Source organism: Pseudomonas sp. TE6283 (assembly GCF_054060555.1).
This window is the reverse complement of sequence record NZ_JBSSDH010000012.1, coordinates 49,644-73,654: the sequence shown is the minus strand read 5'-3', so window position 1 is coordinate 73,654 and position 24,011 is coordinate 49,644. Positions and strand designations below refer to the sequence as shown.

Here is a 24,011-nt window from a genome sequence, read left to right as displayed (position 1 = left end):
GTGAAGAATTTCATGCAAGCAGTGCGTGGCTGGGCTGCCCGCCTGGCGCCGTGGTTCGGCGCGATGGGGCTGTTCGGCGCAATCCAGCAGGCCAATGCCGGCGACTACGACGGCTCGCCGCAGGTGGCCGAGTTCGTTGGCGAGATGACCCGCGACTACGGCTTTGCCGGTGAGCAGTTGATGGGCGTGTTCCGCGAGGTGCAGCGCAAGCAGGCGATCCTCGACGCGATTTCGCGGCCGGCCGAGCGGGTCAAGCCGTGGAAGGAGTACCGCCCGATGTTCATCACCGACGCGCGCATCGCCCGCGGTGTGGATTTCTGGCGCCAGCACGAAGCCGTGCTGGCCCGCGCCGAGCAGGAATACGGTGTGCCGGCGCAATACATCGTCGCGATCATCGGCGTGGAGACCTTCTTCGGCCGCAACACCGGCAACTACCGGGTCATCGATGCCCTGTCCACGCTCGGTTTCGACTACCCGCCACGGGCCGAATTCTTCCGCAAGGAGTTGCGCGAGTTCCTCCTGCTGGCTCGCGAGGAGCAGCTCGATCCGCTCACGCTCAAGGGTTCCTACGCCGGCGCCATGGGCCTGCCGCAGTTCATGCCGAGCAGCTTCCGCGCCTATGCCGTGGACTTCGACGGCGACGGCCACATCAATATCTGGAACAACCCGGACGATGCCATCGGCAGTGTCGCCAGCTACTTCAAGCGCCACGGCTGGGTGCCCGGGGAGCCTGTGGTCAGCCGCGCCGACGTGACCGGCGCGCGGGCCGACGAAGGCCTGACCACCGGCATCGAGCCGACCAGGACTGTCGCGCAGTTGCGGGCGCTGGGCTGGTCGGGTCATGATGCGTTGCGCGATGATCTGCCGGTCACCGCCTTCCGCCTGGAAGGCGCGGATGGTCCCGAGTACTGGATGGGCCTGAAAAACTTCTACGCGATCACTCGCTACAACCGCAGCGTGATGTATGCCATGGCGGTGCATCAGCTTTCGGAACAGCTGGTTCTGGCACGGGGCGTCAAGTAAATGCGCGAACTCTTCACCGTCAATACCGCAAAACTGCTCACCTGCGTCGCCGTCGGCCTGGTACTGGCCAGCTGCTCGTCGAGCCGGCCCTCCACCCCGCAGAGCGGCAACACCGTGCGTGCGCAGCCGGGCCTGGACATCAACCGCGCGCACAAGGACGGCGCGCCTTGGTGGGATGTGGACGTGAACAAGATCCCCGACGCCACGCCGACCGTGCATACCGGCAACTACAAGGCCAACCCCTACACGGTGCTGGGCAAGACCTACTACCCGATGCAGGACTCGCGCAACTACCGCGCCGAGGGCACTGCCTCCTGGTACGGCACCAAGTTCCATGGGCAGAACACCGCCAACGGCGAGCTGTACGACCTGTATGGCATGAGCGCGGCGCACAAGACCCTGCCGCTGCCGGCCTACGTGCGGGTGACCAACCTGGCCAACGGCCGTAGCGTGATCCTGCGGGTCAATGACCGTGGCCCGTTCTACTCAGACCGCATCATCGACCTGTCCTACGCCGCGGCCAAGAAGCTCGGCTATGCCGAGATCGGCACTGCCCATGTACGCGTCGAAGGCATCGATCCGCAGCAATGGTGGGCCCAGCGTGGCCAGCAGCCGCCGATGGTGCTCAAGGAGCCCCAGGTGGCCCAGGCCCAGCCGCTTCCTGCCAGCACCGGTCGGGTCGAGCAGTGGACCCCGCCGCCGCAACAGCACGCGGCGCCGGTTGTGCCGGTGCAGGTGGGTGGCAACAACGTGCCGAACGCCAGCGGTGGCAGCATCCTGCAAGTGGGCGCGTTTGCCAACCCGGATGCTGCCGAGTTGCTGCGCTCGAAGCTGAGCACCATGGTCAGCGCACCGGTGTTCATCAGCTCGGTGGTGCGCAACCAGCAGACCTTGCACCGGGTGCGCCTGGGGCCGATCAACAGCCAGGGTGAGATCCAGCAGGCGCAGGACAGCATTCGCCTGGCGAACCTGGGGCAGGCGAAGGTCGTGACCGACTGACGCCCGCGCCGGGACATTCGTGGGCCAACCCGCTACCACCGGGATTCGCTTCGCCTGTGCGAGTGGGTTGACCCGCGAAACAGAGCACGCCGACCTGTCGGTTTGTTCATGAATTGCCGGGCAATGACATGTACAATGCCCGCTTTTGCCCGCAGCGGCATTACGTCGCACTGTCGGGCCAGGCCATCGGCCATAAAACTAGACTGACGGGGCGCTGGGCAAACGAACTTGCCCACGGAACATCAGACCATTAGCGATTTACGAGAGACGGATGAACATCACCAACCTTGCCAAACGACTTTGCCTGCCCGTTCTGCTGATGATCATGCCCGCTGCGTTCGCAGCGGAGCAGATGATGCCGGCACCACCGCAACTGGCCGCCAAGTCCTATGTACTGATGGACGCGTCCAGCGGCAACGTGCTGGTCGAGAACAACGGTGACGAACGCCTGCCGCCGGCCAGCCTGACCAAGCTGATGACCGCCTACATCGCCACCCTCGACATCCGTCGCGGTCAGATCGGCGAGAACGACCCGGTGACCGTCAGCGAGAACGCCTGGCGCACCGGCGGTTCGCGCATGTTCATCAAGGTCGGCAGCCAGGTGACCGTCAGCGACCTGCTGCACGGCATCATCATCCAGTCTGGCAACGATGCCTCGGTCGCCCTGTCCGAGCACATCGCCGGCAGCGAAGACGCCTTCGCCGACATGATGAACAAGACCGCCGCCGACCTGGGCATGGCCAACAGCCACTTCATGAACCCGACCGGCCTGCCGAACCCGGAGCACTACTCCTCGGCCCACGACATGGCCCTGCTGGCGCGCGCGATCATCAACGAAGATCCGGCGCACTACGCCATCTACTCGCAGAAAGAGTTCTTCTGGAACAACATCAAGCAGCCTAACCGCAACCTGCTGCTGTGGCGCGACAAGACCGTCGATGGCCTGAAGACTGGCCACACCGACGAGGCCGGCTACTGCATGGTCGCCTCGGCCGTGCGTGACGGCCAGCGCCTGATCGCCGTGGTGTTCGGCACCAACAGCGAGCAGTCCCGCGCCGCCGAGACCCAGAAGCTGCTGACCTACGGTTTCCGCTTCTTCGAAACCCAGACCTTCTACCAGAAAGGTACCGAGCTGACCCAGGCCCAGGTATGGAAAGGCGCGACCAACCAAGTGAAAGCCGGCCTGGCCAACGACCTGACCATGACCATGCCTAAAGGCCAATTGAAACGCCTCCAGGCTTCGATGACCATGAATCCGCAACTGACCGCTCCAATCGCCAAAGGTGACGTGATCGGCAAAGTGGAAGTCAAACTGGACGAGAAAGTGGTTCACAGCGCTGACCTCATCGCCCTCGACGGCGTGGAGGAAGCTGGTTTCTTCGGCCGTATGTGGGATAGCATCCGCCTGTTCTTCTACGGTTTGTTCAACTGATACGTGACCTGCACGCCCCCGTGAACCAGGCGGGGGCGATGTTGCTGCCACGGCTTACGAGGCCGTTTCCGCCATGAGCGAAGAAGACGTCAAGTCGCACAAGATCGAATTCCCGTGCGAGGACTACCCGATCAAGGTGATCGGCGACACCGGTGTTGGTTTCCGCGACACCGTGATCGAGATCCTCAGCAAGCACGCCAAGGTCGACCTGTCGACCCTGGCCGAGCGCCAGAGCAAGGAAGGCAAGTACACCACGGTACAACTGCATATCGTTGCCGAGAGCGAGAACCAGCTGCACGACATCAACAGTGCCCTGCGTGCCACCGGCATCGTGAAAATGGTGCTGTGATGTCCGGTGTGCTCGGTATTCGCGATCTTGGCCTGCAGCCCTATGAACCGGTGCTGGAGGCCATGCGCCGCTTTACCGAGCAACGCGGCCCGGACAGCCAGGACGAAGTCTGGCTGGTCGAGCACCCGCCGGTATTCACCCAGGGCCAGGCCGGCAAGGCCGAGCACCTGCTGATCCCGGGGGAAATCCCGGTGGTGCAGACTGACCGCGGCGGCCAGGTCACCTACCACGGCCCCGGCCAACTGGTGGCCTACCTGCTGTTGGATGTGCGGCGCCTGAGCATCGGCGTGCGCGAGCTGGTCAGCCGCATCGAGCAGACGCTCATCGACCTGCTCGCCAGCTACGGTGTGCAGGCCGCGGCCAAGCCCGATGCCCCGGGCGTCTACGTCGATGGCGCGAAGATCGCGTCCCTTGGCCTTCGAATTCGCAACGGTCGTTCCTTCCACGGCCTTGCCCTGAACGTGGACATGGACCTTGCGCCATTCCGCCGAATCAACCCCTGTGGGTATGCGGGGCTGGCCATGACCCAGCTGCGTGACCTGGCAGGCCCGATCGAACTCGACGAGGTCAGGACAAGGCTGCGCGGACAGCTGGTCAGGCACCTCGACTATGCTGAGCAGACGACCCTCACGGGCGGAATCGACTGATTATGACAACTGTGCAAGAAGCCGTGCCGAACCTGATCCCCACGCAAGACGTGACTCCGCGCCCTGCGCCCAAGAAAGTCGAGGCCGGCGTGAAACTGCGCGGCGCCGAGAAGGTGGCGCGCATCCCGGTGAAAATCATCCCCACCGAAGAGCTGCCGAAAAAGCCCGACTGGATTCGCGTACGCATCCCGGTTTCGCCGGAGGTCGACCGCATCAAGCAACTGCTGCGCAAGCACAAGTTGCACAGCGTGTGCGAAGAGGCCTCCTGCCCGAACCTGGGCGAGTGCTTCTCCGGCGGCACCGCGACCTTCATGATCATGGGCGACATCTGCACTCGTCGCTGCCCGTTCTGCGACGTTGGTCACGGCCGTCCGAAGCCCCTGGACCTGGACGAGCCGAAGAACCTGGCCATCGCCATCGCCGACCTGCGCCTGAAGTACGTGGTGATCACCTCGGTGGACCGCGACGACCTGCGTGACGGCGGTGCCCAGCACTTCGCCGACTGCATCCGCGAAATCCGCGCGCTGTCGCCGGGCGTCCAGCTGGAGACCCTGGTACCGGACTACCGTGGGCGCATGGACGTGGCGCTGGAAATCACCGCGCAGACCCCGCCGGACGTGTTCAACCACAACCTCGAGACCGTGCCGCGCCTGTACAAGGCCGCACGTCCGGGCTCGGACTACGACTGGTCGCTGGACCTGCTGCAGAAATTCAAGCAGATGGTCCCGCACGTGCCGACCAAGTCCGGCCTGATGCTGGGCCTGGGCGAGACCGACGACGAGGTGATCGAGGTCATGCACCGCATGCGCGAGCACGACATCGACATGCTGACCCTCGGCCAGTACCTGCAGCCGTCGCGCAACCACCTGCCGGTACAGCGCTTCGTGCACCCGGACACCTTCGCCTGGTTCGCCGAGGAAGGTTACAAGATGGGCTTCAAGAACGTCGCCTCCGGCCCGCTGGTGCGCTCGTCGTACCACGCCGATCAGCAGGCCCACGAAGCCAAGATCAAGCTCTGAACCGGGCTTGAGCGGGACATGCCGATGCGCGCCGGAAGGCGGCATCGGCATTTTTGTTTTTGAGCGATCTGTTTCAAGCGACAAGCTGCAAGGAGTGGCGCGATGAACTGCCTGGAAACTGCTGAATACCTGTTGCCCAAGGCCTTGCCTGACAACGCCTGCTTCGCCATCGTCGCACCGGCTGGGCCGGCGCGGCTGGATACCGACAAGGCCCGTCAATGGTTCGAAGAGCGTGGTCAGCAATGCCGCATCTACCCTGGAGTGCTGCAGGCGGACGGTTACCTTGCCGGCGGCGACGAGCAGCGCCTGCGCGACCTGCACGATGCGTTCAGCGCCCCTGACATCGACGCCATCCTGTGCATGCGCGGCGGTTACGGCAGCATGCGCCTGCTGGACCGCATCGACTTCGAACTGATCCGTCGCCATCCCAAGCCGTTGGTAGGTTACAGCGACATCACCGCCCTGCATTCGGCGCTCAACCGACATGCCGGGATGCTGGCCTTCCATGGCGCAATGCTCAATGCCGACCTGCTGGGGGGCAAGCTTGAGCCCACGGTCAGCTCACTGTTCGGGCAGTTGCGGGGGCGGCTGGGGGCGGGTGATGCGATTGACCATCCTGCCGAGTTCCCGCTCACCAGTGTGGTGCCCGGGATTGCCAGCGGGCGTCTGGTCGGTGGCAACCTGTCGCTGCTAGGCTCCACGCTGGGGACGTTGGCGGAAGTCGACACCCAGGACAGCATCCTGTTTATCGAGGACGTCAACGAGCCGCTCTACCGTGTCGACCGCCTGCTGACCCAGCTGCGCCTGGCCGGCAAGCTGGAAGGGGTGCGAGGGGTGCTGGTGGGGGACTTTGCCGGGATCACGGTGGCGGCGATGACGCCGCTGCTGCTGGACATCTTCGGCCCGCTCGGGGTGCCGGTGCTGGCCGGGTGGCGCAGCGGGCATTGTGATCCGAATGTGTGCCTGCCGTTGGGTGCGCGGATGAGGTTGGACAGCACAACCAAGTCAGTGATTCTGGAACAGCCCCTGTTCGAACGCTGAAAAGATCGCGGGGCAAGCCCGCTCCCACGCTCTGAGGTGTGGGAGCGGGCTTGCCCCGCGATGTATGGGTACGCGTCAGCGACGCAGGCTATCAAGCAACTTGTGCGTCGGATACCCATCCGCCGGCCAACCCTGCGCCTGCTGCGCATTGCGGATCGCCTTGCGGGTATTGGCGCCGATGATCCCATCCGGATTGCCTGCTTCATGCCCGTTGGCATTGAGCAAGGTCTGCAACTCGATCCGCTCGCTGCGGCTCAGCGGCAGGTCCTCTTTCGGCCAGCTGCCGGCAATGAACCCCCATCCAGAGAAACGATCCCCCAGCAGGCTCACCGCCAGCGCGTAGGACGACGAGTTGTTGTACTTGAGGATGGCGCGGAAGTTGTCCAGCACCAGGAACGCTGGCCCCTTGGCGCCCGCGGGCAGCAGCAGGGCGGCGGACAGCTGGCTGCTGCCGGCGGGCAGCGTGGTACCGGCAGGCAGTTTCACGCCCAGCTGCAGCCACTCGCTGACACTCTTGCGCTGGCTGCCATCGGCCAGCCAGTAGTCGAAGCCGGCGGGCACCTGCACTTCGAAGCCCCAAGGCTGGCCACGCTTCCAGCCGGACGCCTGCAGGTAGTGCGCGGTGGATGCCAGGGCGTCGGCGGTGCTGTTCCAGATGTCGCGGCGGCCGTCGCCGTCGAAGTCCACGGCGTGGGTCAGGTAGGTGGTCGGGATGAACTGGGTCTGGCCCATGGCGCCAGCCCAGGAGCCGCGCATCGCATCGGGCTGGATATCGCCGTTCTGCAGGATCTGCAAGGCGGCGATCAGCTGGTCCTGGGCGAACTGCGGACGGCGGCCCTCATAGGCCAGGGTGGCCAGCGAGCGGATCACCGACTTGCTGCCCTGGAACTGGCCGAAATTGCTTTCCATGCCCCAGACCGAGACCAGAACCTGGCGATCGACGCCGTAGCGCTGTTCGATGCGGCTCAGCAGCTCGGCATTCTGCTCGAGCAGTTTCTTGCCGTTGCGCACGCGCAGTGGCGACAGGGCGCCGTCCAGGTACTCCCACACCGGGCGGGTGAACTCGGGCTGGCTGCGGTCGGCCTTGATCACGTCCATGTCCGGGGTGACGCCGAGGAAGGCGCGGTCGAACAGGTTGGCACTGATACCGGCCTGCAGGGCTTGCTGGCGGAAGCCGGCCTGCCATTGGGCGAAGGTCTGCAGGGGCTGGATTTCACCGTTGGCCTCGGGCGCGGTGCCGGGCAGGGTGACGACGGGAGCGGGCTGGGCGGGCGCCAGCGGCAGGGCGTCGGCGGCGGTGGGTTTCTCGGCGCAGGCGACGAGCAGGATGAAGCTTGTGGCCGCGATCAGCTGGCGGGGTTGCCAGCGGAGAGTGAGACGAGAGGGCATGCACGGATCCAGAATTGCAGGTCAGGTGCCGACCATACCATGCCTGCGCATTTCATGCCTTTCATGCCGCCATAAAGCAGGAAGCCTCCCAATCTCTCGATTGGAAGGCTTCGCGGCGGTAGCTGCCTTTGCCTTTTTCCGGCCGTTCCTGGCGGCAGCGGAACAGCGGTTGGGCGACGATGGACTTGGCCTTGTTGGGGCCGTGCTTTTTCGGCTTCTTGCTCATGGCGGATTCCCGGTCTGGGTGGATGGCGGGCGCACTTTAGGCCTGTGGCGCTACGTGAGCCAATTGATTGTGTTTATGGCGGCGGGCCTGACCGGCGATGCGCTTTATTCGGCAGGCAGTGCCAAGCGCTGTCCGGCCATGAGCAGGGACAAGCGAGCCAGGCTGGTCCACGGCGAGCCCTCGGCCTGTCCCTTGATCTGCGCATCGATACGCTGGGCATCCTGCAGCAGCATGGCCCAGCGCTGCGCGGAGAGGCGCTGCAAGGCCTTGCTCACCAACGGACGACGTTTGTCCCACACCGGCGGGCGGGCCTGGCTGAATGCCTTGTCCAGCGGTACGCCCTGGCTGAACTGCTGTGCAAGCCCCGCCAGCAGGCGCAGCTCGCGGGCCAGGGCCCAGAGAATCACCGGCGGCTCCACGCCTTCGCCGCGCAACCCTTCGAGCATGCGCAAGGCGTGGGCCGCCTCGCCGTTGAGAATGGCGTCAACCAGACCGAAGACATCAAAACGGGCACTGTCGGCGACGGCGGCCTGGACGGTCTCCACGGTGATCTGGTTGCCTTCGGCCAGCAGCTTGAGCTTTTCGATCTCCTGGGCGGCCGCCAGCAGGTTGCCCTCGACCCGAGCGGCAATCAGGTCGACAGCATCACGCTGGGCTGACAGGCCGGCCTGTGACAGGCGCTGGTTGATCCACTGCGGCAACTGCTGGGCGTCCACCGGCCAGATCTGTATGAACTGACAGTGCGCGCCTTCGATCAGCGCCTTGCCCCACTTGGTCTTCTGCGCGCTGCCGTCGAGCTTGGGCAGGCTGATCAGCAGCAGTGTGTCTTCGGCCGGATTGGCGCAGTATTCCATTAGCGCGGCGGCGCCCTTGTCGCCGGGCTTGCCCGAGGGCAGGCGCAGTTCCAGCAATCGGCGCTGGGCAAAGAGCGACAGGCTGGCGCCGGCCAGCAGCAGGTTGCCCCAGTCGAAATTGGCGTCGGCGCTGAACACCTGGCGTTCGTCATAGCCCTGCTGGCGTGCGGCGCTGCGGATGGCGTCGGCGGCTTCCTGGCACAGCAGCGGATCGTCGCCGCTGACGATATAGACAGGTGCCAACGGGCCTTGCAGGTGTTTGTTGAGTTGGGCGGGCGCGAGCTTCATGGGGAGAGGCGGGGCACCTCAGGTGCCCCGTTCAGGCTCAGGGAGCCGGGACTTCCAGTGGCGATTGCTGGGGTGTCTCGTCCTGGATGCGCTGGGCTTCCTGCAGGGCGCGGGCCTCGGCTTTGGCGCGCTCGTCAGCCTTGCGCTGAAGGTCGTCCAGACGTGCCGGGGTAAGCTGCTGCAGGCGAACCATCATGCCCTGCACCAGGTCGCGACGCATTTCCTGGCGGACCTGCGCTGCCTCCTGGCCTGAGCCGTTGATGTTGTTGCCGTTATACACGTAGTACTTTTGCACTTGCAGCTTGTCTTCCAGCAGCACTGTGTCGTTCTGGCCTTCGACCACATAGTTCAGCACGGTGGTCAGCTCGTATTCGGCCGAGCGGTTACCGCCCGTGTAGGTCGCAGCGCGCTGGGTCTCCTGCTCATTGGTAAGCACGAGCTTGTATGGGGCGCCGGCGTAGACCTTCACGCCGCTGTTCTGCAGCGTGCGACGCAGCTGGGTGACGGTTTCGCCATAGGCGTTGCGTGCGCTGAGGTCCAGTTCCTTGATGGTCAGCTCGGTGGTGCCTGTGCCGCGCAGCTGGAAACCGCAGGCGCTGAGCAGGACAGCCAGGCCCATTACCAGCAGATTGCGTTTGATCATGTGTGTAGCTCCCTCGTTGACCGATTACGCCCGCCTGCAGGGTGTGCAGGCGGGCGTTGCCATCAGTTGGCGACGATGTTGACCAGTTTGCCCGGGACGACGATGACCTTGCGGATGGTCAGGCCGTCGGTGAAGCGCAGGACGTTCTCGTTGCTGCGGGCGGCGGCTTCGATGTCCTCGCGGCTGGCGGCGGCCGGCATTTCGACCTGGCCACGCAGCTTGCCGTTGACCTGCACCACCAGGGTCACGGTGTCCTGCACCAAGGCGCTTTCGTCGACGGTCGGCCAGGCCGCGTCGATCGCCGCCTGATCATGGCCCAGCGCCTTCCACAGCTCGTGGGAGATGTGCGGGGTGATCGGTGCCAGCAGCAGGGTGACGGCCTCGAGGCCTTCCTGCAGCAGGGCGCGGTCCTGGGCGGTGGCCTGTGGGGCCTTTTCCAGCACGTTCATCACGGTCATCACCTGGGCGATGGCGGTGTTGAACTTGTGGTACTGGCCCACGTCGGTGCTGGCCTGCTTGATGGCAGCGTGGATGGCGCGGCGGATGACCTTCTGCTCGTCGCTCAGGGCGGCGATGTCCAGCTGGCCCGGCAGGCCCTGGGCCACATGGGCCTGGGCCAGGCGCCAGACGCGGCGCAGGAAGCGGCTGGCACCCTCGACGCCGGAGTCGGACCACTCCAGGCTCATGTCGGGCGGCGAGGCGAACATCATGAACAGGCGGCAGGTATCGGCGCCGTACTGCTCGATCATCGATTGCGGGTCGACGCCGTTGTTCTTCGACTTCGACATCTTCTCGGTACCGCCGATTTCCACCGGCAGGCCGTCGGTCTTCAGGCGCGCGCCGATGATCTTGGCCTTGGCGTCACGCTCGACTTCGACGTCGGCCGGGTTGAACCAGTCCTTGCCGCCGTTGCTGGCGACACGGTAGTAGGTTTCGGCGACGACCATGCCCTGGGTCAGCAGGTTCTTGAACGGCTCGTTGGAGGTCACCAGGCCTTCATCGCGCATCAGCTTGTGGAAGAAGCGCGCGTACAGCAGGTGCAGGATTGCGTGTTCGATACCGCCGATATACTGGTCCACCGGCAGCCAGTGGTTGGCGGCTTTTGGATCGACCAGGCCCTTGTCGTAGTTCGGCGAGGCGTAGCGGGCGAAGTACCAGGACGACTCGACGAAGGTGTCCATGGTGTCGGTTTCGCGCTTGGCCGCGGTGCCGCATTTCGGGCAGGTGCACTCATAGAATTCGGGCATGCGCGCCAGCGGCGAGCCGGCGCCGTCTGGGACCACGTTTTCCGGCAGGGTGACCGGCAGCTGGTCTTCCGGCACCGGTACGTCGCCGCAGGACGGGCAGTGGATGATCGGGATCGGGCAGCCCCAGTAGCGCTGGCGGCTGATGCCCCAGTCGCGCAGGCGGAACTGGGTGCGTGACTTGCCCAGGTCCTTGCGGATCAGCGCGGCCTCGATGGCGTCGAAGGCGCCCTGGAAGTCCAGGCCGTCGAACTCGCCGGAGTTGATCAGCTGGCCATGCTCGCCGTAGGCGGCCAGCCACTCGCTGCCGACTTCGTCGCCGACGCTGGTGCGCACCACCGCCTTGACCGGCAGGTTGTACTTGTGGGCGAACTCGAAGTCGCGCTCGTCATGGGCCGGCACGGCCATGACCGCGCCATCGCCGTAGTGCATCAATACGTAGTTGGCGACCCACACCGGCAGTTTTTCGCCGGTCAGCGGGTGCTCGACGAACAGGGAAGTGGCCATGCCTTTCTTCTCCTGCGTGGCCATGTCGGCCTCGGCGACGCTGCCGCTCTTGCACTCGTCGATGAACGCCTGCAGCGCCGGGTTGCCCTGGGCGGCCTGGGTGGCCAGCGGGTGTTCGGCGGCGACGGCCACGTAGGTCGCGCCCATCAGGGTGTCCGGACGGGTAGTGAAGACCTTCAGGGTGCCCGCGTGACCGATGCTGGCCTGGTCGTACGGGAACTGCACCTCCATGCCGCGGGACTTGCCGATCCAGTTGCGCTGCATGGTCTTGACCTGCTCGGGCCAGCCCGGCAGCTCGTCGAGGCTTTCCAGCAACTCGTCGGCGTAGTCGGTGATGCGGAAGTAGTACATCGGGATTTCGCGCTTCTCGATCAGCGCGCCCGAACGCCAGCCACGGCCGTCGATGACCTGCTCGTTGGCCAGTACGGTCTGGTCCGCCGGGTCCCAGTTCACGGTGCCGTTCTTGCGGTAGATGATGCCCTTCTCGAACAGGCGGGTGAACAGCCACTGCTCCCAGCGGTAGTAGTCCGGCTTGCAGGTGGTGACTTCACGCGACCAGTCGATGGCCAGACCCAGGCTCTTGAGCTGGGTCTTCATGTAGTCGATGTTCTCGTAGGTCCACTTGGCGGGGGCGACGTTGTTCTTCATCGCGGCGTTTTCCGCCGGCATGCCGAAAGCGTCCCAGCCCATCGGTTGCAGGACGTTCTTGCCCAGCATGCGCTGGTAGCGGGCGATCACGTCACCGATGGTGTAGTTGCGCACGTGGCCCATGTGTAGCTTGCCGCTCGGGTACGGGAACATCGATAGGCAGTAGTACGTGTCTTTGCCTGGCTGTTCGGTGACAGCGAACGATTGTTGCTCGTCCCAGGCATTCTGGGCGGCGGCTTCTACATCACGGGGCGTGTATTGTTCGTGCATGGCTACTTTGTATTGAGAGGAATAAGAGACATGTTCCAGGCAGCTCGACCTCGCTGCGTCCGGCACTCCGGTATCTTATGAGAGTGAACGCCGTAGCATACATGAGCGCCGCGCGTCGTGGGAAACCCTGATTGCATTGCCCGTCGCCCGGGCCGTTGGTCGCGGCGCCCGGCCGCTTTTGCGAGTGACGCTAAGCTCATCTGTGGGGGGAGATATTCTTACCTTCAATGAGGTGAACGGATGGGAGAGTCGCAACTAACCGCAAACAAGCCGGAGCTATATGAACGCCTGATCGACCGCCTTGGCCTGGCACTGGAAGTGGCCAGGACCTCGGTGCGATTGCGCGACGAGATGCCTGCCGAACTGGAGTTGCGTGGCCTGAGTCATGCCGAGTTCGAGGTCATCAAGGCCTATCTGGAAACCCTTCCGGAGAGCCGTTTTGCCAGTGCCGGTGCCTACCCGCAACCGGAGCCTTCCTCGGCCAGGATCGTCTGGCTCAAGGACCGCAAGCGCTCCGGCGCCCCAGCCAGCTCCAGGACGTTGTCGTCCCGATAGCCGTTCAGGGTTGCAGGCGCGGATCACGCGCCGGTTTTGCGCAATGCATGCATCGATCGGCGCCGGTTGCCCTTGAGGTCCGGTGCCGATCCTCTTAGGCTGCACGCCTTCCATGGAGGTGTGTGATGCCGCTGCGTTTTTTCATCAAACAATGGCTGATGCCGCCCGGCATCCTGTTCCTGCTGTTGCTGGCTGCCTGGTGGTGGCGCCGTCGCCGTCCGCGTCTGGCGGCGGCCTGCTTTGCCCTGGGCTTGGGGGGCTTGTGGTTGATGAGCCTGCCGTTGACTGTCGAGCAGGTTGCCCGGGCTCTTGAAACAGAGCCAGCGTTGAGGGCCGATGAATGGTCGAGTCTGGCGACCAGGGCCGATGCCATCGTGATCCTGGGGGCCGGGCGCGAGCGCGGTGATCCAGCGTGGGAAGGCACCGACCAACCGACCTACGTAGCGCTGGAGCGCATGCGCTATGCCGCCCAGCTGGCCAAGGCCTCGGGGTTGCCGGTGCTGACCAGCGGTGGCTTGCACTATGGCGCACCGCCTAGCGAAGCTCAGCTGATGGCTGACCGGCTGCTGGCCGACTTTGCTGTGAAGGTCACCTGGAAGGAGGAGGCTAGCCGTACCACCTGGGAAAACGCCGAGTTCAGCGCCAAGGTGTTGCAGCCGCTGGGCATCAGGCGCGTGGTGGTGGTGACCCAGGCCTGGCACATGCAGCGTTCGCGCTGGAGCTTCGAGCGGGCCGGGTTCGAGGTGGTGTCGGCGCCGGTGGGCTTCCTCGGGCGCGATCATGCGCGACCGTTCGCCGGGTTGCTGCCGGAAAGCCGGGCCATGTGGCAGAACGGGCAGCTGCTGAACGAGGCGGTGGGTTTGCTGGGGTATCGGTTGTTCTACTGATGTCCAGCGTACACGCCCTCTGTAGGAGCGGCCTTGTGTCGCGAAAGGGCCGCAAGGCGGCCCCAGGATCTCATTGTTGACACAAAGACCGCTGGGGCTGCTTCGCAGCCCTTTCGCGGCACAAGGCCGCTCCTACAGGGGGGCGTCGATCAGACTGTCTTGGCAATCCGCCCGGCCAGCAGCGCCCACCCCAGCAATAGCACGCAGACGATCGCCAGCGGCCACGAGCGCCATTGCAGGTAGGGCGTCAGCTGTTGCATCGGCACCACTTCGCCGTACAGCACGGCCCGCTGGAACTGCGGGATTTGCGCGGTGATCCTGCCGAACGGGTCGATCAGTGCCGTCACGCCGTTGTTGGTGGCGCGGATCATCCAGCGACCGGCCTCCAAGGCACGCATCTGGGCCATCTGCAGGTGCTGCAGGGGGCCGATCGAGGTGCCGAACCAGGTGTCGTTGCTGATGGTCAGCAACAGGTCGCTGCGTGCGGCAAGGCTGGCGGCGAACTCGGGGTAGACCACTTCGTAGCAGATGTACGGTGCCACCTGGTAACCCTTGGCCTGCAGCAGGGGCTGGTCCTCGGGGCCGCGGGCGAAGTCCGACATCGGCAGGTTGAAGAACTCGATCAGGCCGCGCAGCATGTCCTGCAGTGGCACGTACTCACCGAACGGCACCAGTTTCTGCTTGAGGTAGGTGCCGTCGCCTTCGCCGGTCACGGTGACGCCGTTGAAGTAGCGGCGCTGGTGGTGGACCATCTGCCGCACCGGCACCCCGGTGATCAGCGCCGAGTGCCGTTCGGCGGCAAAGCTGCCCATCATGTCGATGTAGCCCTGGGCCTGGTCCTTGAGCACCGGCACGGCGGTTTCCGGCCAGACCAGCAGGTCGACGGGTTTCGAGCTGAAGCTCATGTCGCGGTACAGCGCCAGTTGCGCATTGATGTGCGCCGGGTCCCATTTCAGGTCCTGCTCGACATTGCCCTGCAGGGCGGCGACCTTCAGCGGATCGCCCGCCGGCTCGGTCCAGGCATGGTCCTTGAGGGCCAGGCCGAGGATCCACGGCGCCACCAGCAACACCGCGCCGACCGCCAGGAACGAACGGCGTTCACGCAGGCGGTACAGGTTGCACAGCAAGGCGGCGCTCAAGGCCAGGACGAAGGACACCAGCCAGACGCCACCCAACGGGGCGAGGCCGGCGAGTGGACCGTCGAGCTGGCTGTAGCCAGCGTACAGCCAGGGAAAGCCGGTGAGGAACCAGCCACGGAAGGCCTCCTGCAGCAACCACAGGGCGGCGAAGCACAGGGCATCGGCCAGTGGCGCCTCGTCGCGGCGCAGCCAGCGCGCCCAGAGCCAGGCGGGCAAGGCGAAGAAGAACGCCAGGCAGGCGAAGAACGCCAGCAGCAGGGCGATCGCCAGCAGTGGCGAGGCGCCCCCGTAGGTGTTCATGCTGACGTAGATCCACCAGGTGCCGGCGCCGTAGAGACCGAAGCCGAAGCACCAGCCACGGCCCAAGGCCTGGCGCGGCGTCAGTTCGCGCAGGCCAGCGTAGAACAGGGCGATGGACAGGATGGCCAGCGGCCAGACGTCGAACGGTGCCAGGGCCAGCAGGGTGGAAGCGCCGGCCGCCATGGCCAGCAGGTTACCGGGCCAGCCGGGGCGGGTGATCCAGCGCATTTTCGTCCTTAACGGTTGATCGGGGTCAGGCGCAGCAGGTGTACCCGCCGGCTGTCTGCGTTGAGAATACGGAAGCGGTAGCCGCCGATCTCGGTGGTTTCGTTGCGCTTGGGCAGATGGCCGAAAGCGCTCATCACCAAACCGCCGACGGTGTCGAACTCGTCATCGGAGAATTCGCTGTCGAAGAACCCGTTGAAGTTCTCGATCGGCGTCAGCGCCTTGACCAGGAAGTCTCCGCTGGGCAGCGGCTTGATGTAGCTGTCTTCCTCGACATCGTGCTCGTCCTCGATATCACCGACGATCTGCTCGAGCACGTCCTCGATGGTCACCAGGCCCGCCACGCCGCCGTACTCGTCGATGACGATGGCCATGTGGTTGTGGTTGGCGCGGAACTCGCGCAGCAGCACGTTCAGACGCTTGGACTCGGGCACGAAGGTGGCCGGGCGCAGCAGGTCCTTGATGTTGAAGCTGTCGCCGTTCTCCTTGAGGATCAGCGGCAGCAGGTCCTTGGCGAGCAGGATGCCGAGCACATCGTCATGGCTCTCGCCGATCACCGGGTAGCGCGAGTGCGCGGCGTCGATCACCGCCGGCAGGAACTCGCGCGGCGACTGGCTGGCCTTGATGCTGATCATCTGCGAGCGCGGCACCATGATGTCGCGCACCTGCAGGTCGGCGACCTGGATGGCGCCTTCGACGATGGTCAGCGCTTCGCTGTCGAGCAGCTTGTTCTGATGGGCTTCGCGCAGCAGCTCGAGGAGCTCCTGGCGGTTTTTCGGCTCATGGGCAAAAGCCTGGGTCAGCTTACCCAGCCAGGACTTCTGCCCGTTGCTCGATCGGTCTTCGCTCATGGCGGTTACTCGTGATCCTTGCAGTATCAGTGTGTGATTGTTTCGGTTTCGTCGTCGGCGTAAGGGTCCGGATGACCCAGTTCCGCCAGCAATTGCCGTTCCAGCGCTTCCATTTCCTCGGCTTCATCATCTTCGATGTGGTCGTAGCCGAGCAGGTGCAGGCAGCCGTGGATGACCAGGTGTGCCCAGTGCGCCTCCAGGGACTTGCCCTGTTCGGCGGCCTCGCGCTCGACCACCGGCACGCAGATCACCAGGTCGCCCAGCAGCGGGATGTCGAGCAGCTCGTCGGGCACGTCGGCGGGGAAGGACAGCACGTTGGTGGCGTAGTCCTTGTGCCGATAGGTGTGGTTCAGCTCGCGGCCTTCGGCTTCGTCGACCAGGCGAATGGTCATTTCCGAGTCGGCGCTGCGCTGGCGCAGGGCAAGTTCGCACCAGCGGCGCAAGGCGGCGTCATCGGGGGCGGCGGCGTCGGTGGCCCGTTGCAGGTCGAGTTCAAGCATCTTTGCCGGGTGCCTCGGGCTTGGCCTGACGGGCGTCGAAGCGGTCGTAGGCTTCGACGATACGCTGCACCAACGGGTGGCGTACCACGTCCTTGGGCTGGAAATGGGTGAAGCTGATACCCGGGACGTCCTTGAGCACCTCGATCACATGGGCCAGACCCGACTTGGTGCCGCGGGGCAGGTCGACCTGGGTGATGTCGCCGGTGATCACTGCGGTCGAGCCGAAGCCGATGCGGGTGAGGAACATCTTCATCTGCTCGAGGGTAGTGTTCTGGCTCTCGTCGAGGATGATGAAGCTGTTGTTCAGGGTTCGGCCGCGCATGTAGGCCAATGGCGCGATCTCGATCACCTGGCGCTCGATGAGCTTGGCCACGTGCTCGAAGCCGAGCATTTCGTAGAGCGCGTCGTAGAGCGGGCGCAGGTACGGGTCGATCTTCTGGGCGAGGTCGCCGGGCAGGAAGCCGAGCTTTTCGCCGGCCTCGACCGCCGGGCGCACCAGCAGGATGCGGCGCACCTGTTCGCGCTCCAGTGCATCGACCGCGCAGGCCACGGCCAGGTAGGTCTTGCCGGTACCGGCCGGGCCAATGCCGAAGTTGATGTCGTTGGCCAGGATCTCTTTGACGTAGCGCTGCTGGTTGACGCCGCGCGGACGGATGTTGCCCTTGCGCGTGCGCAGCGAAACGCTGACTTCGTTGACCGCCGGGTTCTCGAGGGTCTCGACCGTCGACTCCTGGAGATAGAGATGGACCGTTTCCGGCGACAGGTCGGTGGCCTTGGCCTCGCGATAGAGGCGGCGCAGCAACTGTTCGGCGGCGGAGGTGGTCTTGGGTTCGCCAATCAGTTCGAATTGATTGCCGCGGTTGCGGATCTCGATGGCCAGGCGTTGTTCGATCAGGCGCAGGTGCTCGTCGAACTGGCCGCACAGGTTGGCGAAACGATGGGCCTCGAAGGGTTCGAGGATGAAACGATGGGGTTGTATGGGTGCGTTCAAGGTCGTTTTTAGCCGCTCGACGGCAATGAATGTGAACTCAAGAATAACCCTTGAGTGGCAGTGGCGAAAGCACTGAAACGATCAAGGGTCGGTGCGACGCTTCCGATCCGCGTGCCGATGATGGCAGGGCAAGTTGACGAAACGGTGATGCCGGTGGCCCGTGCAGGGGCCGGGGCGGCTCAGGGCAGGGGCGAGAAGGGCGTGCGACCTTCGGCGTTCTGCAGTTCCAGCAGGTATTTGCGGAAGATCTGGCCGAGCACCTGGGTGGCGTGCTCGAGCTCGTCGCGGGGCATCTGCTCGGTAACTTCGTCGGCCATGTCCAGGGCGTCTTCGGCGCCGTTGACCGCGGCGATCTTGAGCAGGATGTAGGCCTGCACGTTATTGGCCTTGACCCCTTCGCCATGGAAGAACATCGAGCCCAGGCGGTACTGGGCCTGGCCCTGGCCCTGCAGCGAGGCCTTTTCGAACCACTTGAGCGCCTTGTCGAGATGGCGCGGCGTGCCGCTGTAGTAGAACTCGCCCAGCTCGTACTGCGCTTCGGCATCCCCGGATTCCGCCGTCTGCTCGCAGGCCTTCAGGGCGTTCTGCAGGTCTTCGGGTGCGGTATCGAGCGTGCAGCGGCCCGTCGTTGGAATCAGCAACGAGTTTCCGCCCTCCGCCAAGGCCAGCAGGGGCTGAAGAAGCAACAGGCAGCCCAGGGTCAGGGCGCGGCCGGTGCGGTTCATGGGGATCGACTTACCTCTGCAAAGCTACGGCCAATGTCTCTGGTGGCACATTATGGGATAAGCAGCGCCTACCTTACAAAGTTTTACTCAGATTTCTACTGGGTTGGGGGAGCCAACTGATTGTGCATGGGGATTTATTGATGGTACTGACCTTTGTGGGAGCGGCAAGGCAGCTCCCACAAAGGTGGGATGCAGCTATTTACTTCAGGGCGGCGAAGGCCTTTTCGGCGGCGTCCAGGGTGATCTGCAGTTCCTTGTCGCCATGGGCGATGGAGGTGAAGCCTGCCTCGAAGGCGCTTGGCGCCAAGTACACGCCGCCTTCGAGCATCAGGTGGAAGAAGCGCTTGAAACGCTCGGCATCGCTGGCCATCACGTCGTCGAAGGTGACGATGTCGTCGGCACCGCTGAAGTACAGGCCGAACATGGCGCCCGCCTGGGTGGTGACGAATGGGATGCCGGCGGCATCGGCGCGTTGTTGCAGGCCATCGAGCATGCGGCTGGTGAAGGCGCTCAGCTCGTCATGGAAGCCCGGGCGGCTGATCAGCTTCAGGGTGGTGAGGCCCGCGGCCATCGCCAGCGGGTTGCCCGACAGGGTGCCGGCCTGGTAGACCGGACCCAGCGGGGCGATGCAACCCATGATTTCGCGCTTGCCGCCGAAGCAGCCGACCGGCATGCCGCCGCCAACGATCTTGCCGAAGGTCGACAGGTCCGGGGTAATGCCGTAGTGGCCCTGGGCGCCACCCAGCGACACACGGAAGCCGGTCATCACTTCATCGAAGATCAGTACCACGCCATGCTGGTCGCACAGCGAACGCAGGCCTTCGAGGAAGCCCGGCGCCGGGGGGACGCAGTTCATGTTGCCGGCCACGGGCTCGACGATGATGCAGGCGACGCTCTGGCCGACGTCGGCCAGGGTCTTCTCGACGGCGGCGATGTCGTTGAACGGCAGGGTCAGGGTGTGCTTGGCGAAGTCCGCCGGTACCCCGGCCGAGCTTGGCACGCCTTGGGTCAGCAGGCCGGAACCGGCCTTGACCAGCAGGCTGTCGGAGTGACCGTGGTAGCAGCCCTCGAACTTGATGATGGCGTCGCGGCCGGTGTAGCCACGGGCCAGGCGGATGGCGCTCATGGTCGCCTCGGTGCCGGAGCTGACCATTCGCACCATCTCCATCGACGGCACGATCGAGCAGACCAGGTCGGCCATCTCGGTTTCCATGGCGGTCGGCGCGCCGTAGGACAGGCCGTGCTCGAGCTGCCTGCGCACGGCATCCAGCACGTCGGGGTGGCCGTGGCCGAGAATCATCGGGCCCCAGGAACCGACATAGTCGACATAACGCTTGTCGTCCTCGTCGATGACGTAGGCGCCTTCGGCGTGCTTGAAGAACAACGGGGTGCCGCCGACGCTCTTGAAGGCGCGCACCGGCGAGTTGACGCCGCCGGGGATGTGTTTCTGGGCTTGGGCGAACAGGGCTTCTGAACGGGACATGGAGTCTTCTCTCGAAATCAGGAAACGAACAGGGCGTTGAAGGCGCGGGCGCGGCGGGTGACTTCCTGCGCGCTGTCGGCACCGAACAGGCCGTGGATCACCGCCAGCAGGTCGGCGCCATGGGCGACCAGCGGGGCGGCGTTGTCGAGGGTGATGCCGCCGATGACGGCGATCGGCAGCTTGACCTGGGCGCGGGCTCGCTCCAGCAGTTCGACGCTGGCGGCGGGCGCGCCCGGTTTGGTGACGGAATTGAAGAAGCGACCGAAGGCGACATAGCTGGCGCCTTCGCTGGCGGCCTGCTGCGCGAGGTCGAGGCTGGCGTGGCAGGTCGAGCCGATGATCGCCTGGCGGCCGAGCAGGGCGCGTGCCGGGGTGAGCGGGCCGTCGGTCTGGCCCAGGTGCACACCGACGCCCAGGCGCGCGGCCAGTTCGGCGTCGTCGTTGATGATCAGCTGGGTGCCGTAGCGTTCGCAAAGCTTGGTCAGCGCTTCAGCTTCGCGCAGGCGACGTCCGGCGTCGTCGCTCTTGTCGCGGTACTGCAGCAGGCAGACACCGCCTTCGAGTGCTGCCTCGACATGGCTCAGAAAACGGCCGGCGAGCAGCTGGCTGTCGGTGATGGCATACAGACCGCGGAGCGTCATCGGGTAGCCTCGAGTCAGGAACAGAAATCCAGGGGCAGGCGGCGCGGCACGTACTGGCCCTTGCCCAGTTGTTCGGCGTCGCGCAGGGTCCGCCAGGTGTAGTCCAGGGCGCTGCGCACGGCGCTGGTCAAATTTTCGCCCAGGGCCAGGCGGCCGGCCAGGGCGCTGGCCAGGGTGCAGCCCGAGCCGTGGTAGCTGCCCGGCAGGCGCTGGCAGGTCCAGGTGTGCTGCTGGCCGTCGCGGCTGTACAGGCGGTTGTGAATTTCCACTTCGTCGCCGTGACCGCCGGTGATCAGCAGGTGTCTACAGAACGGCAGCAGCTTATCGGCGCATTCGTCCGCGGTGCCTTCAGGCAGTTCCGCCAGGATACGCGCCTCCGGCAGGTTCGGCGTGGCAATGGTGGCCAGCGGCAGCAGGCGTTCGCGCAGCGCGTAGCCGACCTCGTCCTTGCCCAGGCGACCGCCGCCGCCGGCGCGCAGCACCGGGTCGCAGACCAGTGGCAGGTGCGGATGGGCGGCGAGCAGTTCGGCGACGGTGTCGACCATCTCGATCGAGCCGAGCATGCCCAGCTTCACCGCGGCCACCTTGGAATCGGCCAGCACGGCGTTGGCCTGGGCCAGGACCCACTCGCGGTCGAGCACGCGGAAGTCGGAAACGTTGACGGTATCCTGCACGGTCAGGGCGGTCACGGCGGGCGCGGCGTGACAGCCCTGGGCGATCAGGGCTTCGATATCTGCCTGCAGCCCGGCGCCACCACTGGGGTCGTGGCCGGAGAGACAGAGGACAACGGGGCGGGAGCTGTAGGTATTCATGGGCGGCGAGCTTATCACCAAACCTTTTTCTGCGGTTCGCTCGCGGCGAGAGAATTGCTGATCAAGTGGTCAGCTTGGCCTGGCTGTAAATTCTGAAATATGCATTCTAGAGCCTCTGCATTCAAATTCCGGGTGGCTCATTGCCAGTGCTGGAGGCTATGCTAGAGTGCTCGGATAACTCGATAAATGGGTTCTGCTGGATCACGTCGTCTCAAAGGGATGGGAGGCAACCGCGACGCGACCGGACAGACCACGCTGGGGCTGTATGCGCTATTTGCTGATTGTGCTTCTGGGCTGCTTGCCCGTGCTGGCCGGAGCGGTCGAATTCGACGACGCCACCGGACGCCTGCCGCTGGGCCGGTACATGCAGGTCTATGAAGACCACGATGGCAGTGCCAGCATCGCCCAGGTCAGCTCCGCGGCGTTCGCCGGGCGCTTCCAGGCGCATCAGGACGAAGTGCTCAATGCGGGCTACTCCACCTCGGTGTTCTGGCTGCGGGTCGATCTTGCCTATGCTGCCGCCCCTTCGGCTGCGCCACGCCAGTGGCTGCTGGAACTCGCCTATCCGCCGCTGGATCACCTGGAACTCTACCTGCCGGATGCTCAGGGCACCTATCGCCTGGCCCGGCGCACCGGTGACGCGCTGCCCTATGCCAGTCGGGAGATCCGCCAGAACAACTACCTGTTCGAATTGCCGCTGCGGCCCGGCCAGGCGACCACCGCCTACCTGCGCCTGCACAGCCAGGGCTCGATCCAGGCGCCGCTGACTTTGTGGTCGGCCGACGCCTACCTGGAAGACCAGCCCACACGCCTTTACGTGCTAGGCATGATTTACGGCGTGCTGCTGGTGATGCTGGTGTACAACCTGTTCATCTACCTCGGCGTGCGTGACGTCAGCTACCTGTACTACATCCTTTATATCGCTTCGTTCGGTCTCTACCAGGTGTCGGTCAACGGCGCAGGCATCGCCTATTTCTGGCCCGACAGCCCGTGGTGGGCCAACGCCGCCACTCCGTTGTTCATCGGTGCCGCCGGGCTGTTCGGCTGCCAGTTCGCCCGCCACTTCCTGCAACTTGGCAGCCTCAGCCGGGGCTTCGACCGCCTGCTTAAAGGGTTGATGGCCGGCGGCGCGTTGGTCATGGTGCTGGCAGTGACCTTGCGCTACGGTGTGGCGCTGCGCATGGCCACGGTGCTGGCGCTGCTGTTCACCGTCAGTATCTTCAGCGCCGGGCTCTATGCCTGGTGGCGTGGGTTGCGCGTGGCGCGCTGGTTCATCATCGCCTGGACCGCCTTCCTCGTTGGCGGGCTGGTCAACACCCTGATGGTGCTGGGTTACCTGCCCAACGTGTTCATCACCATGTACGCCAGCCAGCTCGGCTCGGCACTGGAGGTGGCGCTGCTGTCGCTGGCCCTGGCCGATCGCATCAACAGCCTGCGCGAGCAGCAGGCACAGACCCTGCGCGAGACCGGGCGCACCCTTGAACAACTGAACCTGCAGCTGGCGCGCAGCAACCGGCTCAAAGACGAGTTCCTGGCCACCGTGACCCATGAACTGCGCACGCCGATGAACGGCGTGATTGGATCGCTGGAGCTGCTGCATACCTTGCCCATGAGCGCCGAGCAGGCCCAGTACCATCGCACCGCCACCGGTTCCGCCCTGGACATGATGGCGATGGTCGACGACATCCTGATCCTCACTGAACTGCAGGCCGGGCGCCTGCGCAACCAGGGCATGGCGTTCAGCCTGCGGCGCCTGCTCCAGGAACTGCGCGCCGGCTATGCCAGCCAGGCGTTGGCCAAGGGCCTGTACCTGAGCCTGGACATTCCTGCCGACCTGCCCGACAGCCTGGTCGGCGATGCGCAGAAGCTCGCCCGCTGCCTTGCCTGCCTGGTGGACAATGGGCTGAAGTTCACCCATCAGGGTGGCGTCACCGTGCAGGCCCGTGGCCGGCGCACCGGGCCGGACAGCCTGGTCTTGAGCCTCACGGTCAGCGACAGCGGCATCGGCTTCGACGACCTGGACCAGGCGGTGCTGTACCAGCGCTTTTCCCAGCTGGACGGCTCGATGACCCGGCGTTACGGCGGGCTGGGCATCGGCCTGTCGATCTGCCGGCAACTGGGCGAGTTGATCGGTGCGCAGCTGTCCCATGAGTCGACGCCTGGGCTGGGCAGCCGCTTCGAGCTGACCCTGGCCCTCGCTGTGGCGCAGGTGCAGATACCGCCGACGCGTGCCGTTTCGGGGATGGAGCGCTTCTGACGAGTCCGTTGGTTACAGGGACTGCGTAGGGTTCGAGGGCGCGAAGCGCCCCCATGTAGTCCGTTT

The 24,011-nt window shown here is 65.0% G+C and carries 23 protein-coding genes; 10 read left to right on the top strand and 13 right to left on the bottom strand.

Annotated features, from left to right (window positions below):
• The first annotated feature begins 12 nt into the window (after positions 1-12).
• The 7 genes from mltB to ACVWZ5_RS16860 all read left to right on the top strand — a co-directional run bounded on the left by mltB (position 13) and on the right by ACVWZ5_RS16860 (position 6,510).
• Positions 13-1,023 (top strand): lytic murein transglycosylase B, encoded by a 1,011-nt coding sequence (mltB, locus tag ACVWZ5_RS16890; protein ID WP_062575304.1) that lies wholly within the window; start codon positions 13-15, stop codon positions 1,021-1,023.
• On the top strand, positions 1,024-2,022 hold the full coding sequence (locus tag ACVWZ5_RS16885) for a septal ring lytic transglycosylase RlpA family protein (RefSeq protein WP_028690389.1): 999 nt from the start codon (positions 1,024-1,026) through the stop codon (positions 2,020-2,022).
• A gap of 271 nt (positions 2,023-2,293) precedes the next feature.
• Entirely contained in the window at positions 2,294-3,454 is a 1,161-nt protein-coding gene (locus tag ACVWZ5_RS16880; protein ID WP_062361950.1) for a D-alanyl-D-alanine carboxypeptidase family protein, read from the top strand.
• Positions 3,455-3,527: 73 nt separating this feature from the next.
• On the top strand, positions 3,528-3,803 hold the full coding sequence (locus tag ACVWZ5_RS16875) for a DUF493 domain-containing protein (protein WP_062575303.1): 276 nt from the start codon (positions 3,528-3,530) through the stop codon (positions 3,801-3,803).
• Entirely contained in the window at positions 3,803-4,450 is a 648-nt protein-coding gene (gene lipB / locus ACVWZ5_RS16870; RefSeq protein ID WP_028690391.1) for a lipoyl(octanoyl) transferase LipB, read from the top strand. The genes ACVWZ5_RS16875 and lipB overlap by 1 nt, the downstream gene beginning before the upstream one ends.
• A 2-nt stretch (positions 4,451-4,452) precedes the next feature.
• Positions 4,453-5,469 carry a lipoyl synthase gene (gene lipA, locus ACVWZ5_RS16865; RefSeq protein ID WP_028690392.1) on the top strand — a complete coding sequence of 339 codons (1,017 nt, stop codon included), beginning with the start codon at positions 4,453-4,455 and terminating at the stop codon, positions 5,467-5,469.
• A gap of 102 nt (positions 5,470-5,571) precedes the next feature.
• Positions 5,572-6,510: an LD-carboxypeptidase gene (locus ACVWZ5_RS16860; RefSeq protein ID WP_343581238.1), complete on the top strand. Its 939-nt coding sequence runs from the start codon at positions 5,572-5,574 to the stop codon at positions 6,508-6,510.
• A gap of 75 nt (positions 6,511-6,585) precedes the next feature.
• On the opposite strand, the gene ACVWZ5_RS16855 is transcribed toward ACVWZ5_RS16860, so the two are convergent.
• The 5 genes from ACVWZ5_RS16855 to leuS form a co-directional block, all read right to left on the bottom strand.
• On the bottom strand, positions 6,586-7,899 hold the full coding sequence (locus ACVWZ5_RS16855; RefSeq protein WP_062575300.1) for a lytic murein transglycosylase: 1,314 nt from the start codon (positions 7,897-7,899) through the stop codon (positions 6,586-6,588).
• Positions 7,900-7,960: 61 nt separating this feature from the next.
• Positions 7,961-8,125 (bottom strand): alternative ribosome rescue factor ArfA, encoded by a 165-nt coding sequence (gene arfA / locus ACVWZ5_RS16850; RefSeq protein WP_028690395.1) that lies wholly within the window; start codon positions 8,123-8,125, stop codon positions 7,961-7,963.
• 104 nt (positions 8,126-8,229) lie between these two features.
• Complete coding sequence (gene holA / locus ACVWZ5_RS16845; RefSeq protein WP_028690396.1) at positions 8,230-9,267, bottom strand: DNA polymerase III subunit delta; 1,038 nt, start codon at positions 9,265-9,267, stop codon at positions 8,230-8,232.
• Positions 9,268-9,304: 37 nt separating this feature from the next.
• On the bottom strand, positions 9,305-9,910 hold the full coding sequence (locus tag ACVWZ5_RS16840) for an LPS-assembly lipoprotein LptE (RefSeq protein WP_062575299.1): 606 nt from the start codon (positions 9,908-9,910) through the stop codon (positions 9,305-9,307).
• A gap of 62 nt (positions 9,911-9,972) precedes the next feature.
• Entirely contained in the window at positions 9,973-12,579 is a 2,607-nt protein-coding gene (leuS, locus tag ACVWZ5_RS16835) for a leucine--tRNA ligase (RefSeq protein ID WP_062575298.1), read from the bottom strand.
• Positions 12,580-12,819: 240 nt separating this feature from the next.
• Between leuS and ACVWZ5_RS16830 the strand changes: the two genes are divergently transcribed.
• Both ACVWZ5_RS16830 and ACVWZ5_RS16825 read left to right on the top strand, forming a co-directional pair.
• Positions 12,820-13,134: a hypothetical protein gene (locus ACVWZ5_RS16830; RefSeq protein WP_062575297.1), complete on the top strand. Its 315-nt coding sequence runs from the start codon at positions 12,820-12,822 to the stop codon at positions 13,132-13,134.
• A 125-nt stretch (positions 13,135-13,259) separates the two neighbouring features.
• Positions 13,260-14,021: a YdcF family protein gene (locus ACVWZ5_RS16825; protein WP_062575296.1), complete on the top strand. Its 762-nt coding sequence runs from the start codon at positions 13,260-13,262 to the stop codon at positions 14,019-14,021.
• A gap of 149 nt (positions 14,022-14,170) precedes the next feature.
• Here ACVWZ5_RS16825 and lnt read toward each other — a convergent pair whose 3' ends face one another.
• The 8 genes from lnt to ACVWZ5_RS16785 all read right to left on the bottom strand — a co-directional run bounded on the left by lnt (position 14,171) and on the right by ACVWZ5_RS16785 (position 21,688).
• Entirely contained in the window at positions 14,171-15,688 is a 1,518-nt protein-coding gene (lnt, locus tag ACVWZ5_RS16820; protein ID WP_084941837.1) for an apolipoprotein N-acyltransferase, read from the bottom strand.
• A gap of 8 nt (positions 15,689-15,696) precedes the next feature.
• Positions 15,697-16,536 carry an HlyC/CorC family transporter gene (locus tag ACVWZ5_RS16815; protein ID WP_028690402.1) on the bottom strand — a complete coding sequence of 280 codons (840 nt, stop codon included), beginning with the start codon at positions 16,534-16,536 and terminating at the stop codon, positions 15,697-15,699.
• A 26-nt stretch (positions 16,537-16,562) separates the two neighbouring features.
• Positions 16,563-17,036 carry an rRNA maturation RNase YbeY gene (gene ybeY, locus ACVWZ5_RS16810; RefSeq protein ID WP_062575294.1) on the bottom strand — a complete coding sequence of 158 codons (474 nt, stop codon included), beginning with the start codon at positions 17,034-17,036 and terminating at the stop codon, positions 16,563-16,565.
• On the bottom strand, positions 17,029-18,027 hold the full coding sequence (locus ACVWZ5_RS16805; protein WP_050707047.1) for a PhoH family protein: 999 nt from the start codon (positions 18,025-18,027) through the stop codon (positions 17,029-17,031). Before ACVWZ5_RS16805 ends, ybeY begins: the two co-directional genes overlap by 8 nt.
• A gap of 179 nt (positions 18,028-18,206) precedes the next feature.
• Positions 18,207-18,752: a tetratricopeptide repeat protein gene (locus ACVWZ5_RS16800; protein WP_050707046.1), complete on the bottom strand. Its 546-nt coding sequence runs from the start codon at positions 18,750-18,752 to the stop codon at positions 18,207-18,209.
• 199 nt (positions 18,753-18,951) lie between these two features.
• A complete protein-coding gene (hemL, locus tag ACVWZ5_RS16795) occupies positions 18,952-20,235 on the bottom strand; it encodes a glutamate-1-semialdehyde 2,1-aminomutase (RefSeq protein WP_457340738.1) in 1,284 nt (427 codons plus the stop codon).
• A 17-nt stretch (positions 20,236-20,252) separates the two neighbouring features.
• The gene (thiE, locus tag ACVWZ5_RS16790; protein ID WP_062575292.1) at positions 20,253-20,876 is read right to left on the bottom strand and encodes a thiamine phosphate synthase; all 624 of its coding nucleotides are present in this window, start codon (positions 20,874-20,876) and stop codon (positions 20,253-20,255) included.
• A 14-nt stretch (positions 20,877-20,890) separates the two neighbouring features.
• Complete coding sequence (locus ACVWZ5_RS16785; protein WP_457340737.1) at positions 20,891-21,688, bottom strand: hydroxymethylpyrimidine/phosphomethylpyrimidine kinase; 798 nt, start codon at positions 21,686-21,688, stop codon at positions 20,891-20,893.
• Positions 21,689-21,953: 265 nt separating this feature from the next.
• Here ACVWZ5_RS16785 and ACVWZ5_RS16780 point away from each other — a divergent pair, with 265 nt between their 5' ends.
• Positions 21,954-23,945, top strand: coding sequence for a sensor histidine kinase (locus ACVWZ5_RS16780; protein ID WP_062575290.1), 1,992 nt, complete (start codon positions 21,954-21,956; stop codon positions 23,943-23,945).
• Positions 23,946-24,011: the final 66 nt, after the last annotated feature.

What these genes read in the sequence shown, in the direction of transcription:
- ACVWZ5_RS16855 (WP_062575300.1), bottom strand. Translation starts at nt 7,899, where the DNA reads ATGCCCTCTCGTCTCACTCTCCGCTGGCAACCCCGCCAGCTGATCGCG.
- lipA (WP_028690392.1), top strand. Translation starts at nt 4,453, where the DNA reads ATGACAACTGTGCAAGAAGCCGTGCCGAACCTGATCCCCACGCAAGAC.
- lipB (WP_028690391.1), top strand. Translation starts at nt 3,803, where the DNA reads ATGTCCGGTGTGCTCGGTATTCGCGATCTTGGCCTGCAGCCCTATGAA.
- ACVWZ5_RS16880 (WP_062361950.1), top strand. Translation starts at nt 2,294, where the DNA reads ATGAACATCACCAACCTTGCCAAACGACTTTGCCTGCCCGTTCTGCTG.
- leuS (WP_062575298.1), bottom strand. Translation starts at nt 12,579, where the DNA reads ATGCACGAACAATACACGCCCCGTGATGTAGAAGCCGCCGCCCAGAAT.
- ACVWZ5_RS16830 (WP_062575297.1), top strand. Translation starts at nt 12,820, where the DNA reads ATGGGAGAGTCGCAACTAACCGCAAACAAGCCGGAGCTATATGAACGC.
- ACVWZ5_RS16840 (WP_062575299.1), bottom strand. Translation starts at nt 9,910, where the DNA reads ATGATCAAACGCAATCTGCTGGTAATGGGCCTGGCTGTCCTGCTCAGC.
- mltB (WP_062575304.1), top strand. Translation starts at nt 13, where the DNA reads ATGCAAGCAGTGCGTGGCTGGGCTGCCCGCCTGGCGCCGTGGTTCGGC.
- hemL (WP_457340738.1), bottom strand. Translation starts at nt 20,235, where the DNA reads ATGTCCCGTTCAGAAGCCCTGTTCGCCCAAGCCCAGAAACACATCCCC.
- arfA (WP_028690395.1), bottom strand. Translation starts at nt 8,125, where the DNA reads ATGAGCAAGAAGCCGAAAAAGCACGGCCCCAACAAGGCCAAGTCCATC.
- ACVWZ5_RS16875 (WP_062575303.1), top strand. Translation starts at nt 3,528, where the DNA reads ATGAGCGAAGAAGACGTCAAGTCGCACAAGATCGAATTCCCGTGCGAG.
- ybeY (WP_062575294.1), bottom strand. Translation starts at nt 17,036, where the DNA reads ATGCTTGAACTCGACCTGCAACGGGCCACCGACGCCGCCGCCCCCGAT.
- ACVWZ5_RS16800 (WP_050707046.1), bottom strand. Translation starts at nt 18,752, where the DNA reads ATGAACCGCACCGGCCGCGCCCTGACCCTGGGCTGCCTGTTGCTTCTT.
- ACVWZ5_RS16780 (WP_062575290.1), top strand. Translation starts at nt 21,954, where the DNA reads ATGCGCTATTTGCTGATTGTGCTTCTGGGCTGCTTGCCCGTGCTGGCC.
- ACVWZ5_RS16860 (WP_343581238.1), top strand. Translation starts at nt 5,572, where the DNA reads ATGAACTGCCTGGAAACTGCTGAATACCTGTTGCCCAAGGCCTTGCCT.
- holA (WP_028690396.1), bottom strand. Translation starts at nt 9,267, where the DNA reads ATGAAGCTCGCGCCCGCCCAACTCAACAAACACCTGCAAGGCCCGTTG.
- ACVWZ5_RS16785 (WP_457340737.1), bottom strand. Translation starts at nt 21,688, where the DNA reads ATGAATACCTACAGCTCCCGCCCCGTTGTCCTCTGTCTCTCCGGCCAC.
- ACVWZ5_RS16885 (WP_028690389.1), top strand. Translation starts at nt 1,024, where the DNA reads ATGCGCGAACTCTTCACCGTCAATACCGCAAAACTGCTCACCTGCGTC.
- ACVWZ5_RS16825 (WP_062575296.1), top strand. Translation starts at nt 13,260, where the DNA reads ATGCCGCTGCGTTTTTTCATCAAACAATGGCTGATGCCGCCCGGCATC.
- thiE (WP_062575292.1), bottom strand. Translation starts at nt 20,876, where the DNA reads ATGACGCTCCGCGGTCTGTATGCCATCACCGACAGCCAGCTGCTCGCC.
- ACVWZ5_RS16815 (WP_028690402.1), bottom strand. Translation starts at nt 16,536, where the DNA reads ATGAGCGAAGACCGATCGAGCAACGGGCAGAAGTCCTGGCTGGGTAAG.
- lnt (WP_084941837.1), bottom strand. Translation starts at nt 15,688, where the DNA reads ATGCGCTGGATCACCCGCCCCGGCTGGCCCGGTAACCTGCTGGCCATG.